This is a genomic window from Bifidobacterium pseudolongum subsp. pseudolongum DSM 20099, assembly GCF_000771225.1.
In the GTDB taxonomy this organism is placed as follows: Bacteria; Actinomycetota; Actinomycetes; order Actinomycetales; family Bifidobacteriaceae; genus Bifidobacterium; species Bifidobacterium pseudolongum.
Map to the genome: position 1 here is coordinate 58,853 of NZ_JDTZ01000010.1, position 13,793 is coordinate 72,645.

15 protein-coding genes and 1 tRNA gene are annotated in these 13,793 nt (G+C 63.1%); 14 read left to right on the plus strand and 2 right to left on the minus strand.

Going from position 1 to position 13,793, the window contains the following annotated elements:
* Positions 1 to 194 precede the first annotated feature (194 nt).
* The 9 genes from atpB to nucS all read left to right on the plus strand — a co-directional run bounded on the left by atpB (position 195) and on the right by nucS (position 8,011).
* Positions 195 to 1,007, plus strand: a complete 813-nt coding sequence (atpB, locus tag OU02_RS06715; RefSeq protein ID WP_033489497.1) for a F0F1 ATP synthase subunit A — start codon at positions 195 to 197, stop codon at positions 1,005 to 1,007.
* A gap of 56 nt (positions 1,008 to 1,063) precedes the next feature.
* Positions 1,064 to 1,294 carry an ATP synthase F0 subunit C gene (atpE, locus tag OU02_RS06720; RefSeq protein ID WP_004219171.1) on the plus strand — a complete coding sequence of 77 codons (231 nt, stop codon included), beginning with the start codon at positions 1,064 to 1,066 and terminating at the stop codon, positions 1,292 to 1,294.
* Between the two features lie 61 nt (positions 1,295 to 1,355).
* Positions 1,356 to 1,880: a F0F1 ATP synthase subunit B gene (locus OU02_RS06725; RefSeq protein ID WP_180326990.1), complete on the plus strand. Its 525-nt coding sequence runs from the start codon at positions 1,356 to 1,358 to the stop codon at positions 1,878 to 1,880.
* Between the two features lie 30 nt (positions 1,881 to 1,910).
* On the plus strand, positions 1,911 to 2,744 hold the full coding sequence (locus OU02_RS06730) for a F0F1 ATP synthase subunit delta (RefSeq protein ID WP_033489499.1): 834 nt from the start codon (positions 1,911 to 1,913) through the stop codon (positions 2,742 to 2,744).
* 76 nt (positions 2,745 to 2,820) lie between these two features.
* Positions 2,821 to 4,482: a F0F1 ATP synthase subunit alpha gene (gene atpA, locus OU02_RS06735; RefSeq protein ID WP_033489500.1), complete on the plus strand. Its 1,662-nt coding sequence runs from the start codon at positions 2,821 to 2,823 to the stop codon at positions 4,480 to 4,482.
* Between the two features lie 3 nt (positions 4,483 to 4,485).
* The gene (locus OU02_RS06740) at positions 4,486 to 5,406 is read left to right on the plus strand and encodes a F0F1 ATP synthase subunit gamma (protein WP_033489501.1); all 921 of its coding nucleotides are present in this window, start codon (positions 4,486 to 4,488) and stop codon (positions 5,404 to 5,406) included.
* 9 nt (positions 5,407 to 5,415) lie between these two features.
* On the plus strand, positions 5,416 to 6,903 hold the full coding sequence (gene atpD / locus OU02_RS06745; RefSeq protein WP_033489502.1) for a F0F1 ATP synthase subunit beta: 1,488 nt from the start codon (positions 5,416 to 5,418) through the stop codon (positions 6,901 to 6,903).
* A gap of 2 nt (positions 6,904 to 6,905) precedes the next feature.
* Positions 6,906 to 7,205, plus strand: a complete 300-nt coding sequence (locus OU02_RS06750; protein WP_033489503.1) for a F0F1 ATP synthase subunit epsilon — start codon at positions 6,906 to 6,908, stop codon at positions 7,203 to 7,205.
* A gap of 101 nt (positions 7,206 to 7,306) precedes the next feature.
* The gene (gene nucS / locus OU02_RS06755; RefSeq protein ID WP_033489504.1) at positions 7,307 to 8,011 is read left to right on the plus strand and encodes an endonuclease NucS; all 705 of its coding nucleotides are present in this window, start codon (positions 7,307 to 7,309) and stop codon (positions 8,009 to 8,011) included.
* A 39-nt stretch (positions 8,012 to 8,050) separates the two neighbouring features.
* On the opposite strand, the gene OU02_RS06760 is transcribed toward nucS, so the two are convergent.
* On the minus strand, positions 8,051 to 8,986 hold the full coding sequence (locus tag OU02_RS06760; RefSeq protein ID WP_033489505.1) for an FKBP-type peptidyl-prolyl cis-trans isomerase: 936 nt from the start codon (positions 8,984 to 8,986) through the stop codon (positions 8,051 to 8,053).
* Between the two features lie 124 nt (positions 8,987 to 9,110).
* Between OU02_RS06760 and OU02_RS06765 the strand changes: the two genes are divergently transcribed.
* The 3 genes from OU02_RS06765 (at position 9,111) to OU02_RS06775 (ending at position 12,350) form a co-directional block, all read left to right on the plus strand.
* Positions 9,111 to 10,307, plus strand: coding sequence for a hypothetical protein (locus OU02_RS06765; protein WP_051918318.1), 1,197 nt, complete (start codon positions 9,111 to 9,113; stop codon positions 10,305 to 10,307).
* Entirely contained in the window at positions 10,307 to 11,311 is a 1,005-nt protein-coding gene (locus tag OU02_RS06770; RefSeq protein ID WP_033489506.1) for a DUF8094 domain-containing protein, read from the plus strand. Before OU02_RS06765 ends, OU02_RS06770 begins: the two co-directional genes overlap by 1 nt.
* 88 nt (positions 11,312 to 11,399) lie before the next feature.
* The gene (locus OU02_RS06775; protein ID WP_033489507.1) at positions 11,400 to 12,350 is read left to right on the plus strand and encodes a tetratricopeptide repeat protein; all 951 of its coding nucleotides are present in this window, start codon (positions 11,400 to 11,402) and stop codon (positions 12,348 to 12,350) included.
* A 6-nt stretch (positions 12,351 to 12,356) separates the two neighbouring features.
* Here OU02_RS06775 and OU02_RS06780 read toward each other — a convergent pair whose 3' ends face one another.
* Complete coding sequence (locus OU02_RS06780) at positions 12,357 to 13,001, minus strand: CYTH domain-containing protein (RefSeq protein ID WP_129898912.1); 645 nt, start codon at positions 12,999 to 13,001, stop codon at positions 12,357 to 12,359.
* A 104-nt stretch (positions 13,002 to 13,105) separates the two neighbouring features.
* On the opposite strand from OU02_RS06780, the gene OU02_RS06785 reads away from it, so the two are divergent.
* Both OU02_RS06785 and OU02_RS06790 read left to right on the plus strand, forming a co-directional pair.
* A tRNA-Arg gene (locus tag OU02_RS06785) sits at positions 13,106 to 13,181 on the plus strand.
* Positions 13,182 to 13,319: 138 nt separating this feature from the next.
* The gene (locus tag OU02_RS06790) at positions 13,320 to 13,721 is read left to right on the plus strand and encodes a Rid family detoxifying hydrolase (protein ID WP_033489509.1); all 402 of its coding nucleotides are present in this window, start codon (positions 13,320 to 13,322) and stop codon (positions 13,719 to 13,721) included.
* Positions 13,722 to 13,793 lie beyond the last annotated feature (72 nt).

The following is a 13,793-nucleotide window of genomic DNA, read 5'->3' on the forward strand; positions in this document are numbered from 1 at the left end:
CAGATGTCCACTGGCGAGCCAATAATCACGTTGCGACGAGTTCTGAAGGAACCGTGAAGACGAGAAGATGAACAACGACACGCCGGACGCGCGCAGCGAGACGCGGCTGCGTCTTGCATGGAAATCTTGCCGTCACATTCGCGGAACAACTTGGATTAGACTAACAGCAGAACATTCGGATTCAGGAGGCATGAATGGTTGATGTATTCGCCGCGGGCGCAGCCACGCTTGCAGAGGCATCGATGGAAATGCCAAGCATTGAAGACTTTCTTCCCCCGGAGATTCTGTTCGAGGGCACCCCGTTCGCCATCAACCGCATCATCTTTGTGCGCATCCTCGCCACGGTCATCATGCTGTTGGTGCTCGGCATCACCGCGGCGCGCGCGAAGCTGATCCCAGGCCGCTGGCAGAGCGCGGTGGAGTGGGTCATCGATTTCGTGAAGAACGACATCGTGTACCAGGTGATGGGCGAAGTGCGCGGCAAGCGCTATGTGCCGATGATCACCACCGTGTTCCTCACGCTGCTCGTTTTCAACCTGTGCGGCGAGGTCCCCGGCATGAACATCGCGGCGAGCGCGACGATCACCTTGCCGCTCGTGTTCGCCATGTGGTGCTTTGTGCAGTATTGGATTGCCGGCATCCGCGAAAAGGGCCTCGGGCACTTCCTGCGCGACGAGCTCTTCCCGAAGGGCGTGCCGTGGCCGATCTACATTCTGCTGAGCCCGATCCAGCTGCTTGAGCTGCTGGTGATCCGCCCGTTCTCGCTGACGATCCGACTGTTCGCCAACATGGTTTCGGGCCATTTGATTCTTGCGCTGTGCCTTTCGGCCACGCAGTATTTCCTGATCGACGTGGTGAACAAGGTCATGATGCCGTTCGGCGTCGTCACCTTCGCAGCGGGTCTGTTCATGTACCTGTTCGAGGTGCTTGTGGCGTGCCTGCAGGCCTACATCTTCGCGATCCTGACCACCGCGTACATCAACATGAGCTATCCGGAGATCGACTGACCGCCGGCCAATAACAAATGTGTTGCCACAAGGCAATAACCAGAAAGGAAACAACCATGGATATCGTTACCCTCGCTGAGGTTGCGGGCAACCTGAACGTCGTCGGCTATGGTCTCGCAGCCATTGGTCCTGGCATCGGTCTGGGCATCCTGATCGGCAAGACGATCGAAAGCACGGCGCGCCAGCCTGAACTTGGCGGCCGTCTGCAGACGCTGATGTTCCTCGGTCTCGCGTTCGTCGAGGTTCTGGCACTGCTCGGCTTCGTCGCCGCGTTCATCTTCCAGTGATCGAACGGATCTGAGACACGAAGCAATTCCAACCAGGACATGAAAGGAGGAGGGCATCATGGTGACCATGGCCGCCGAAGGCGTTGATTTGTTCATCCCCAAGGTCTATGACATCGTGTGGTCGCTGATCATCCTGTTGATCGTGGCCGCGTTCTTCTACAAGTTCTTCCTGCCGAAGTTCCAGTCCATATTCGATGAACGCGCCGCGAAGATCGAGGGTGGCATCGCCAAGGCGGAGCAGGCCCAGAAAGACGCGGACGAAGCGAAGAAGAAGTACCAGGCCCAGCTGAGCACCGCCCGCGTGGAGGCTTCCAAGATCCGTGACGATGCGCGCGCCGAGGCGTCGCACATCATCGCCGACGCGCGTTCGCGCGCCGAGACCGAGGCCGCGCAGATCACGGCGAACGCCCAGCGTTCGCTGGAATCGCAGCAGCAGAAGGCCATGGTGAGTCTCAAGGGTGAAGTCGGCACGCTGGCGACTTCGCTCGCTGAGAAGATTCTTGGTTCCGAACTCAAAGACAGCGCCATGCAGTCGGACATGATCGACCAGATGATCTCCGACATGGAGCAGGGCGAGAACAAGTAGCGCCAATCCGCAAGGAAGGGAGGTGACCAGATGCGAGGAGAGGCATCACGAGTGGCCGATCGCGAATCGCGTGATTCGTTTGCCGCGAAACTGCGCGCATCCGGTGACGACGCCTGGCAGATCGGCGACGAACTGTTCGGCATCACCTGCACGCTCGACCATAATCCGCGTCTGCAGCGCGCGCTGACCGATCCCGGCCGGCCCGTGGCGGACAAGGTGAAGCTGCTCGACGAGCTCATCGGCGGCAGAGTGCAGCCGATGACGATGGAAATCATGACCGATCTCGTCTCGCGCAGCTGGAGCCGTGCGTACGACATCGACAACGCCGTGGAGGACTTCGCGGTGGACGCGATGATGTACCAGGCAGACAAGGACGGTGTCACGCTGCGTGTGTCCATCGAACTTGCCGAACTGCAATCCGCGCTGCTCAACCTGCCGGTCGTCCGCGCGGACCTGTCCAACGCGGACAGTCCGATTCAGGCCCGGTACGACCTGCTGCACGCGCTCATCGGCAACGGGAACTTCAACAAGATCACGGTCAGGCTCGCCACGCACAGCACGCGCAACCCGCGCAACCGCCGTTATCTCGAGACGATCCAGTGGCTCATCAACAAATTCTCCCGGCATATGGGCGAATCGATGGTCACGGTGACCACCGCGGCGCCGCTGACCGACGCGCAGTCCGAACGACTCGCGCAGATCTATTCGAAGAAGGTCGGGCGCCCCGTGCACATCCACTCTGTCGTCGACGAGACGGTCATGGGCGGCATGCGCATTCAGGTGGGCGATGAAGTCACCGACAACACGGTGATCGCGCAATTGCAGAATCTCAAGCGTAAGGTGAAAGCCGGAACCAACGACTGACGCCGCAGCGCGTCATGCAGGCCCCGCGCCGCGCGCGGACCGCAAGCGAATGTATACACAACACTAAGGAGTGATCATGGCAGAATTGACCATTGATCCCGCCACGATACGCAAGGCGCTCGATGACTTTGTCGATTCGTACAAGCCATCCGACACGCCGACCCAGGAAGTGGGCCACGTCGCCACCGCTGGTGACGGCATTGCGCACGTGACGGGACTGCCTGGTTGCATGGCTAACGAGCTGCTGACCTTCGAGGACGGCACCCTTGGCCTGGCGTTCAATCTGGACGCCCGCGAAATCGGCGTGGTTATCCTCGGCGATTTCGTCGGCATCGAAGAGGGGCAGGAAGTGCGCCGCACCGGCGAAGTGCTTTCGGTGCCGGTCGGTGACGGGTTCCTGGGCCGTGTCGTCGACCCACTGGGCAACCCGATCGATGGCCTTGGCGAGATCAAGAGCGAAGGCCGCCGTATCCTCGAGGCGCAGGCGCCCGACGTGATGCACCGCCACCCGGTCGATGAGCCAATGTCCACCGGCCTCAAGGCGATCGACGCGATGACGCCGATCGGCCGCGGCCAGCGCCAGCTCATCATCGGCGACCGCCAGACGGGCAAGACCGCCATCGCGATCGACACAATCATCAACCAGAAGACGAACTGGGAGTCCGGCGACCCGAAGAAGCAGGTGCGTTGCATCTACGTGGCCATCGGCCAGAAGGGCTCCACGATCGCCTCAGTCAAGCAGAGCCTCGAAGAGGCCGGCGCCATGGAATACACCACAATCGTGGCCTCCCCGGCGTCCGATTCCGCAGGCTTCAAATACATCGCCCCGTACACCGGCTCGGCCATCGGCCAGCACTGGATGTACCACGGCAAAGACGTGCTCATCGTGTTCGACGACCTGTCGAAGCAGGCTGAAGCGTACCGTTCGATCTCGCTGCTGCTGCGCCGCCCGCCGGGGCGTGAAGCGTACCCGGGCGACGTCTTCTACCTGCATTCGCGCCTGCTGGAACGCTGCGCGCGTGTCTCCGACGATCTGGGCGGCGGTTCGATGACCGGCCTGCCGATCGTCGAGACGAAGGCGAACGACGTCTCCGCGTACATCCCGACGAACGTGATCTCGATCACCGACGGACAGATCTTCCTGCAGTCCGACCTGTTCAACGCCGGCCAGCGCCCCGCAGTGGACGTGGGCATCTCGGTTTCCCGAGTTGGTGGCGCCGCGCAGACGAAGGCGCTGAAGAAGGTCTCCGGCACGCTGAAGATCTCGCTGGCACGGTACCGCTCGCTTGAATCCTTCGCCATGTTCGCGTCCGACCTGGATGCAGCGTCGAAGGCCCAGCTCAACCGGGGCGCGCGCCTGACCGAGCTGCTCAAGCAGCCGCAGTTCTCGCCATACTCGATGGAGCAGGAAGTCGTTTCGGTGTGGGCCGGCACGAACGGCAAGCTCGACGATCTGGAGATCGTCGACGTGCTGCCGTTCGAACGCGGCCTGCTCGAATACGTGAGCAGCAACACCGACATCCTCAAGACCATTCGCGACACCGGCGATTTCACCAAGGAGACCGAAGCGGCCCTCGACAAGGCCGTGAACGCCTTCCGTGAGACGTACGTCACCAAGGCCGGCAAGCCGCTCGTCGACAAGAAGCCGGTGCCGAAGGGCGCCACGCCGGTCGACCAGGAGCAGATCAAGGCCCAGAGCCGCAAGGCGCCTGCGGCCAAGAGCGCAGAAAAGAAGTAACCTATGGCATCGCAACTCGCATTAAAGAGCAGAATCGTTTCCACGGGTTCATTGGAGAAGATCTTCAATGCCCAGGAGATGATCGCGGCTTCGCACATCGCGCAGGCCCGTGAGGTGGCGCTCAACGCGAAGCCGTACACTGATGCGATTTTCGATGCCGTCCAGACACTGGTATCTCACTCCCATATCGCGCATCCGATCGTCAGGAAGGAAGAAGACAACCCTCGTGTTGCCGTGCTTGCCCTGACGGCGGACCGCGGTATGGCCGGCGCGTACACTTCGTCGATCATTCGCGAGACCGAAGATCTGCTCAACCGACTGGAGGGGGCAGGCAAGGAGCCGGAACTGTTCGTCTATGGGCGCCGCGGTGTGTCGTACTACAAGTACCGCAACCGCCCCTTGGCACAGACGTGGGAAGGCGATACCGAGAAGCCTGGCGTCGAAGTCGCAGACGCAATCTCGCGCGCCCTGCTGGACGCGTACATGACACCCGCCGACAACGGCGGCGTCTGTGAGCTCTACATCGTGTACACCGAGTTCATCAACATGGTGGTGCAGAAGGTGCGCGTGCTGCGCATGCTGCCCGTGGAGATCATCAAATCCGATGAGCATGCGGCGGGCGGTCCGGACATGCTGGAGTCACAGCATGTGATGCCGCTGTATTCGTTCGAGCCGAGCCTCGATGAGGTGCTCGACGCGGTGCTGCCTAAGTATGTGCGTTCACGCATCCACGAATGCCTGCTGGAAGCCGCGGCTTCCGAAGTGGCCTGCCGGCAGAACGCCATGCATACCGCAACAGAGAACGCGCGTGATCTGATCAACGACCTGACCCGCAAGCTCAATGCTTCGCGCCAGGCATCGATCACCCAGGAACTTACCGAAATCATCGGCAGCGCCGATGCGTTGAACAAAAAGGAAGAGTAGGAACGCGAAATGGCTGAGAAGCAGACTACAGCGACTTCCGACGAGGCCGTCGAGCCCATCGTCGGTCACGTGACGCGTATCCAGGGATCGGTCATCGACGTGGAGTTCCCTGTCGGTCACATGCCGGATATCTACAATGCGCTGACCGTGGAGATCAACCAGATGGGCCAGCAGGAGGAAGGCGAGCAGAGCCACGTCACGATCATGCTCGAGGTCGAGCAGCATATGGGCGATTCGACCGCGCGCTGCGTGGCGCTCAAATCGACAGACGGCCTGGTGCGTGGCGCCGCGGTGCACGACACCGGCGGCCCGATCGAGGTGCCGGTCGGTGACGTGACGAAGGGCCATGTGTTCGACGTGGCCGGCCACATCCTCAACAAGAAGCCCAACGAGAAGATCGAGATCAAGGAGCGGTGGCCCATCCACCGCAACCCGCCGGCGTTCGACCAGCTCGAATCGAAGACCCAGATGTTCGAAACGGGCATCAAGGTCATCGATTTGCTCACCCCGTACGTGCAGGGCGGCAAGATCGGTCTGTTCGGCGGCGCAGGCGTGGGCAAGACCGTGCTCATCCAGGAGATGATCCAGCGTGTGGCGCAGAACCATGGCGGCGTCTCCGTGTTCGCCGGCGTCGGCGAACGCACGCGTGAAGGCAACGACCTCATCGGCGAAATGGACGAGGCGGGCGTGCTCGAGAAGACCGCGCTTGTGTTCGGCCAGATGGACGAACAGCCGGGCACCCGTCTGCGCGTGCCGTTGACCGCACTGACGATGGCCGAGTACTTCCGCGACGTGGAGAATCAGGACGTGCTGTTGTTCATCGACAACATCTTCCGCTTCACGCAGGCCGGTTCCGAGGTCTCCACGCTGCTGGGCCGCATGCCTTCCGCCGTGGGCTACCAGCCGAACCTCGCCGACGAGATGGGTTCGCTCCAGGAGCGCATCACCTCGACGCGTGGCCACTCAATCACTTCGCTGCAGGCGATCTACGTGCCCGCCGACGATTACACCGACCCGGCCCCGGCCACGACCTTTGCCCACTTGGACGCGACGACCGAGCTTTCGCGTGACATCGCGTCGAAGGGCATCTACCCGGCCGTCGACCCGCTGGCCTCCACCTCGCGCATCCTCGATCCGCGCTACGTGGGCCAGGCGCACTACGACTGCGCGAACCGCGTGAAGGCGATCCTGCAGCGCAACAAGGAACTGCAGGACATCATCGCCCTCATCGGCATCGACGAGCTCGGCGAGGAAGACAAGACGATCGTCAACCGCGCCCGCAAGATCGAGCAGTTCCTCGGCCAGAACTTCTACGTGGCCGAGAAGTTCACCGGTGTGCCCGGCTCGTATGTGCCCGCGGAAGAGACGATCGAGGCGTTCACGCGCATCTGCGACGGTGTGTATGACAACGTGCCCGAGCAGGCGTTCTCCGGCATCGGCGGCATCGACGACCTCGAGAAGAAGTGGCACAAGATGCAGAAGGAATACGGTGACTGATCATGGCCGGCACAACGATGGACGTGAACATCGTCTCCGCTGAGCACCCCATTTGGAGCGGCACGGCGAAGGCGGTGCTCGTGCCCGCCTATGCGGGCGGGCTCGGTATTCTGCCCGGCCACGAACCGGTGCTTTCGGTCATCCAGGAAGGCCCGCTCGTCGTCACCGAACCGAACGGCGCGAAGCATTCGTTCGAAGTGACCGACGGGTTCATCTCGTTCGATTCGAACAAGCTGACCGTGGTCGTGGAGCAGGGGCGGCCGATGCAGAACATCCCGGTCGACGAGACCGGCATCCAGTGACGCACACACCGCTGGGCATGATGTGAGGCGGGCGTTGGATTCCCCACGGAATCCAACGCCCGCCTTTTGCATGTGCGGCTTTTCCACTATGGTGGTGCCTCATGCGAATCATTGTTGCCGACTGCAGCGCCGAATACACCGGCCGGCTGCAAGCCACACTCCCCATGGCACGCCGCGTGCTGCTGATCAAAGCGGACAACAGTCTGCTCATCTTCTCGGAACTCGGCTCGTACAAGCCGCTCAACTGGATGGCGTCGCCGTGCACGATCACCGACATCACACCCGACCACGCCGACGACGACCCCTCCACCGAAGTGCCGCAGAAGGTGATCCGCGCGGCAGCGACCAAATCCACCGACATTCTTGAAGTGACGCTGCAGCACATCTATTCCGACGAGACGTATGACTTGGGGGAAGACCCGGGACTGATCAAAGACGGCGTGGAAGACCACCTGCAGCGTTACCTCGCCGAACAGATCGAGCGCATCGGCGAAGGCGCCACACTGGTGCGCCGCGAATACCCGACGGCGATCGGGCCGGTCGACATCATGGCGATCGACGGCAACGGCGTGCATGTGGCGATCGAGATCAAACGCCACGGCGGCATCGACGGGGTCGAACAGCTCACGCGGTACTGCGAACTGCTCAACAGGGATCCGCTGCTCGCGCCGGTGCGCGGCATCTTCGCCGCCCAGACGATCACACCGCAGGCGCGCACGCTCGCCACGGACCGCGGCTTCGAATGCCTGCTGCTCGATTACGACGACATGCGTGGCGTAGAAGACGGCTCCCTGCGTCTGTTCTGACAAACGCAGGGAGCCGTGAGGGGAGAGGACCGGTGAGGATCAGTACTTCGCGAGGATGTCGACGACGAAGACGAGCGTCGAGTTCGCGGGAATCTCACCCTGCTCCTTGTCTCCGTAGCCGAGGTCCGGCGGCACGACGAGCAGCACCTGGGAGCCGACCTTCTTGCCGCGCAGGCCTTCGGTCCATCCCTGGATCACACCGCCGTTGAGCGTGGCAGTGAAGGTGTCGCCGCGGTCCCATGACGAATCGAACTGCTTGCCGTCAAGCAGCCAGCCGGTGTACTTGACCACGGCGGCATACGTGCTGCTGGTGATCTCCGGGCCATCGCCTTCGATGAGGGTCTGCGCCACGAGCTTGTCGCTGCCCTTGTAGCCGTTCATGTCGATCGACGGCTTGCCGTCTGCGGCGGTGGTGACCTTCGGCAGGTCGGCGGGCACGTCCTTGACCTTCTTGCCTTCGGCCTTGGTCAGGTCCGTCGACTGCGAGACCGGCGTGGCCACAAGCAGATAGTTCTGGGCGTCGCCACTGCCGTCGTTGATGCCGACGCCAAACGTGGTATTGAGCTTCTTGCCCTTGAGCGTGGCGTTCGCGATCTGCGCGAGCGTGGCGCTTTCAGCGCTGCCCGGCTCATCCGCTTCATTGAACACGAGCGAGCACTCCGGCACATTGGAATCCCATGTGGTGGCGATCTCTTCGCCGGTCTTGAGGCTGTACTGCGTGAGCTGCAGGCACAGGCGGTCGCCATTCTTGAGCGCCTCGCCATCGCCCTCCTGCAACACGGCGGTCGCATTGTTTTCCACCGAGAGCGGAGTCTTGAACGAGATTTCCGGCTTCTTTCCCGGCGTGCCCTTGGCGGTCACGCCCGTGAGCTGCGGCAGTTTCTGCGGACCGGCGGAGGTCTTCGCGTCATCGCCGCCACACGCCGCGAGCGAAATACACATCGCGGCGGTGCATACGGCCGCGGCGGTGCGCATGAGAACAGTTACTATGGAAGAAGAAGTTGAATGCATAGCCATAACAGTATCGTCCCGGCATGATTTGCGTGCACCGCCATACCGCGGACCGGCACCGGGCCGACTTTGTAGAATGGGACACGTGATGACAGACCAAGAGGCGCAGGAACAGCCGCGCAAACACACCAAGCCGACACGGCGCGCATGGATCATGCGTGGCGTCGTCACTCCCATCTTCGGATTGCTCGCCGTGGCATGCATTGTGTTTGGCGTACTGAATTCAACGGTTTGGAAGCCCAGCCGCAACATCACCGCCACCGCGCAGGCGCACAGCACACAATACGTCGTCATCGACCCGGGCGTGCTCGACCTCGTTGACACAGCCGTCACCGTGAGCGCGGACAATGGCAAAACCGCGTCGTCAAGTGGCACCGAAGCCGGCGCAGACGCGGCAGAAGATTCACAAAATCAGCAAACTTCGCAAGACCAACAGGCCCAAACCGAACCACAGGTGTGCATGGCTGTCGGGTCGGCGAAAGACGTGTCCGGGTGGCTCGCCGGCGAACCATACGTGCGCGTGACCGGCCTGGACACGTGGCAGACGCTCTCCACAAGCGAGGAACAGGCCAAAGGCACCGCATCCACTTCGCAGAACCAGGTCGCGTTCGCTGATTCCGACATGTGGTCGCAGGTCGAATGCGGCAGCACATCCACAACCATGCACCTTAACAACGCGCAGCCGGCGCAGGTCATGCTCATCGACTTCGGCACCAAGGCACCGAGCGCGGATCTGAGCATGCAGTGGGTGCGCCAACGCGTGCCTGACTTCGCACTGCCGTGGTATTTCGGCGGTGGCCTGTGCGCGGTGCTCGCGGTGCTCTCCGCATCCGTCTTCGCGATGGAGCCGCACACCCGTCGCAAGAAGCAGGCGGAGTCTGCGCAAGCCAAGCCCAAGGCGGCGAAGTCCGCCGATGAGCCGACGATCGGCGCGGCGCTCGTCGGCACGTTCGCGGCGCTCAAGCCGCGCCCGAAGAAGGCGGGGGCGAAGGGCTCGGCCCGCCACGGCCGCCATGCCAGCGCCGCCAAAGACGAGTCCGGGCAGCAGGGCGCGCCCACCGTGGTCGACCCCGGCGCGCGCAACATCGTGGCCGAGCACGCGAACCTGGCCGCCGGCGACGAGACGGTGGAGCACGAAGCCGAAGGTGAGACGACGTCGGTCATTTCGGCCGACGAGCTGCAGGCGTACTTCGCGCGCCTCGCGCAGGAAGTGGGCGCCGAACCGGCGGCCGGAGACGAACAGCAGCCCAGCGCGGACCAGTCCGAGGGCAAGGAGAACGAGTGATGAAACGTAGTCCACTGGCTGTTGCAGCCGCGGTGATCGCATTGGGTATGACCGTCTCGCTGGCGGCGTGCGAAGGGCAGCTCCCCACGGTGAGCGCGCCGACCGAATCCGCAAGCGCGAACCCCGACCTGACCGAAGACCAGGAGAAGGAGATGCGCGCGGCGCTGCTCAAGACAATCGAGGATTGCAACGAGCGGAAGAACCCAGCGAACCTTGGGCAGGCGATGTCGGGCCCCGAACTGGAGATCCGCACGAGCGAACTGCAGGTGGCGCAGAAAACCGGCAAGCTCGACCCCAAGACCACGATCCCCACCGACATCACGCAGACCGTGATCCCCACCGACAACGGCTGGCCGCGCAGCGTGTTCTCGATCACCACGACCACCGAAGACCAGCAGTCCAAGCGCCTGCTCGTCTTCACGCAGGGCGACGCGCGCGAAAACTACAAACTGTGGGGCGTGGCCCGCCTGTTCCAAGGCGTGGAGATGCCCAAGTTCACCGTGCCGAGCATCGGCTCGCAGATGGGGCACCCCACCGACGAGAACCTGGTGATGACCCCCGAACAGGCCGTGCAGCGGTACGCGGACGTGCTGCAGAACGGCACGAAGAGCCAATATGCGGGCGATTTCGCCGACGATTACTTCCGGCAGGATCTGCAGAACCTTTCGCAGACCGTGCAGCAGGGCATGGAACGCAACAAGGGGTCGCAGGAGCAGACGTTCACGCCGGTGGACGGCCAGATGCAGATCATGCGTTCCTCGGAAGGCGGCGATCTGGTCGTGGCGCAGATCAACTCGGTGTGGACGCGCGCCGCGGGCGAGGGGCGTGAGTCCCTGCCCGCCTCGGATTCGGAGCGCGCGCTGTTCGGTGACGGCAAGGCCACGAGCACGATGAAGGTGACGTACGTGAACGTGATCGCCATGTACATTCCACCGGCCAAATCGGGCGCGCAGATCACCACGGTGGGCGCCGAACGCCAGCCGGTCAAGGTGGAGGCCGTCTGAGCCACGCCGGCTGAGCTGGCCGGCCAGTAGACTTGAGGCACATGTGCAATCAGGCGGCGAACGCTTCGCCGCGCAGAAAAGAGGCAATATGGCAGACAAGGAATTCAAACCGGGCATTTCGCTCGCAGGCGCGGTCGATCTGACGGCGCTCCAGCATCAGGTCAAGGCGGAGCCTGGGCAGGCCGGGGGAGCACCGGCTGCCGGCGGCTATGTGATCGACGTCTCCGAAACCAACTTCGAATCGGTGGTGCAATCGTCCGCCACCTTCCCGATTGTGATGCTCATGTGGGTGCCGACCGACGACCGCCTGTTCCCCATGGCGCAGGCGCTCGGCGACGCTGTCAACTCGATGAACGGCCAGCTGCAGCTCGCGCGCGTCGACATGGCCAAGAATCCGGCGATCGCCCAAGCCTTCGGCGTGCAAGGCGCACCGGCGCTGTTCGCGCTCATCGGCGGCCGCCCCATGCCGATCCTGCAGGGCGTGCCTTCCAACGAGGAGCTCACGCAGATCACCTCGCAGGTGCTACCGCAGCTCGTGCAGGTGGCTGCGCAGGCTGGCGTGACCGGCACGGCGCCGTACATCGAGCCTTCCGACGGCGATGCCTCCGCGCAGCAGACCGAACCGCAAGTGCCGGCCGCGCACGCCGAAGCGCACCGCTTGGCGCAGTCCGGCGACTATGCCGGTGCCGCGGCCGCATACGAGCAGGTGCTCGAAGCGGACCCGTCCGATACGCTTGCCCAGCGCGAGCGTGCCAAGGCGCTGCTGCTCGCGCGTTCCGCCAACGCGGACGTGCGCGAGGTGCGCGAGGCCGCCGCCGCGCATCCCGACGATGTGCAGGCACAGCTTGCGGTCGCCGACGTGGACATGATCGGCGGGCAGATCCAGGATGCGTTCAGCCGTCTGCTCGACTTCGCCGGCACGCACCGCGCCGACCTCGAGCCGGTGCGCCAGCGCCTGCTCGAGTACTTCCTGATCCCCGAGCCGTCCGACGAGCGCCTGACCGCCGCACGCCGCCGCCTCGCCACCCTCATGTACTGAGCGCGACTATTCGAGGGTGTTGGTGCCGAAGACCTGCTGGAACTGCGGGCCCGTCTCGCGCAATTCACGCTCGAACCCGCTGCTCCACTGACTGAACGGCCTCCACGAGAGACTGTCGTTGCTGAAGCGCGACTGGTCCGTGATCTCGGTGATGCAAAAGCGCGGGATGATCAGATTCGTCACCGGTGTGCTGCGCTCCGCTTCGGCGATCACAAGCGGGGCGTTCGCGCCCCCGAACACGTCGATGTTCCATCCGTCGGCGCCGATCCATGCGGTTGTACGGTTTTTGATGATGAGGTCACCTCCGCGCAGCATGATTTCCGCACCGATGCGCGAATCGATGCTGCGCTGGGCCTCATAGCGCGTGCCGCCGCGCGACGGGCCCTTGACGGTGAGTGTGGCTTCGCGGAAATCGTCGCGGTACTGTTCAAGCACCTCTTTCGGGTCGAGTTGCGCGCTCATCGGCACACGCACCGAGTGCGTCTGGAGCCGTATGCGCAGCGCATAGTCGCCTGTGTGCACAAAATAGCTTTGCACGATCAGTGTGGGGGCGTCGCCGTCGTCGAACTCGGCCGGCAGTTCGCGGCAAAAGAAACGCCGTGCAAACTGAAAGTCACTCGTTCCACTGATGTCGCCCATATCCATTGCCATAATCCCAGTGTAATGTCCAAGACGAAAACCGCCGCAATCCATGCACGAAGTGAACACGGTGCGCCATGCACGTCCGCCGTTCGTGTAAAGTAGGGCAGTGGTGCGGGCTCGTAGCTCAGTGGATAGAGCGTTCGCCTCCGGAGCGAAAGGTCGTGGGTTCGAATCCCATCGAGCCCACCATCTTGGATCAACACACCACCTGCTGCAATGGGGCGCTGCCTGTGGTGAAGGGATGCCCACAACGTGGCCGATGCCACTTGCACGCAACAATGCGGACCGTACAATGCCGACTGCATGAGCCTTACGAAAGGAACCGCAATGTACGAAAAACTCCAGGCAATCGCCACTTCCGAAGCGCCGGCCGCGCTCGGCGCATACAGCCAGGCCGTGAAAGCGAACGGTTTCGTGTTCGTCTCGGGCCAGCTCGGCATCGACCCGGCCACCGGCGAACTCGACGGCGTGACCGCCGCCGAACAGGCCGACCGCGCGCTCAAGAACATCAAGCACATCCTCGACGCCGCCGGCTGTGGCTTCGAACATGTGTGCCGCGCCACGATCTATCTGCGCAACGTGGAGGATTTCGCCGACGTGGACGCCGTGTACGCCAAGGCGTTCACCGCCACCGTCAAGCCCGCGCGCGTCGCGTTCGGCAACAATATGATCCCCAAGGGCGCACTCGTCGAAATCGACGTAATCGCGGTGAGCCCCGACGAGGAGTGACCGCACGCCGCACGCGGTTGTCCATGGCCGCGTGCGGCCGCCGTTTCCTGTCTGCTCTCCCGCTAGACTTGT

Bases quoted from the DNA above. Each gene is read 5' to 3' on its own strand.
- OU02_RS06775 (WP_033489507.1), top strand. From the start codon at position 11,400: ATGGCAGACAAGGAATTCAAACCGGGCATTTCGCTCGCAGGCGCGGTC.
- OU02_RS06770 (WP_033489506.1), top strand. From the start codon at position 10,307: ATGAAACGTAGTCCACTGGCTGTTGCAGCCGCGGTGATCGCATTGGGT.
- OU02_RS06790 (WP_033489509.1), top strand. From the start codon at position 13,320: ATGTACGAAAAACTCCAGGCAATCGCCACTTCCGAAGCGCCGGCCGCG.
- OU02_RS06760 (WP_033489505.1), bottom strand. From the start codon at position 8,986: ATGCGCACCGCCGCGGCCGTATGCACCGCCGCGATGTGTATTTCGCTC.
- OU02_RS06765 (WP_051918318.1), top strand. From the start codon at position 9,111: ATGACAGACCAAGAGGCGCAGGAACAGCCGCGCAAACACACCAAGCCG.
- atpD (WP_033489502.1), top strand. From the start codon at position 5,416: ATGGCTGAGAAGCAGACTACAGCGACTTCCGACGAGGCCGTCGAGCCC.
- nucS (WP_033489504.1), top strand. From the start codon at position 7,307: ATGCGAATCATTGTTGCCGACTGCAGCGCCGAATACACCGGCCGGCTG.
- atpB (WP_033489497.1), top strand. From the start codon at position 195: ATGGTTGATGTATTCGCCGCGGGCGCAGCCACGCTTGCAGAGGCATCG.
- atpA (WP_033489500.1), top strand. From the start codon at position 2,821: ATGGCAGAATTGACCATTGATCCCGCCACGATACGCAAGGCGCTCGAT.
- OU02_RS06750 (WP_033489503.1), top strand. From the start codon at position 6,906: ATGGCCGGCACAACGATGGACGTGAACATCGTCTCCGCTGAGCACCCC.
- OU02_RS06780 (WP_129898912.1), bottom strand. From the start codon at position 13,001: ATGGCAATGGATATGGGCGACATCAGTGGAACGAGTGACTTTCAGTTT.
- atpE (WP_004219171.1), top strand. From the start codon at position 1,064: ATGGATATCGTTACCCTCGCTGAGGTTGCGGGCAACCTGAACGTCGTC.
- OU02_RS06730 (WP_033489499.1), top strand. From the start codon at position 1,911: ATGCGAGGAGAGGCATCACGAGTGGCCGATCGCGAATCGCGTGATTCG.
- OU02_RS06740 (WP_033489501.1), top strand. From the start codon at position 4,486: ATGGCATCGCAACTCGCATTAAAGAGCAGAATCGTTTCCACGGGTTCA.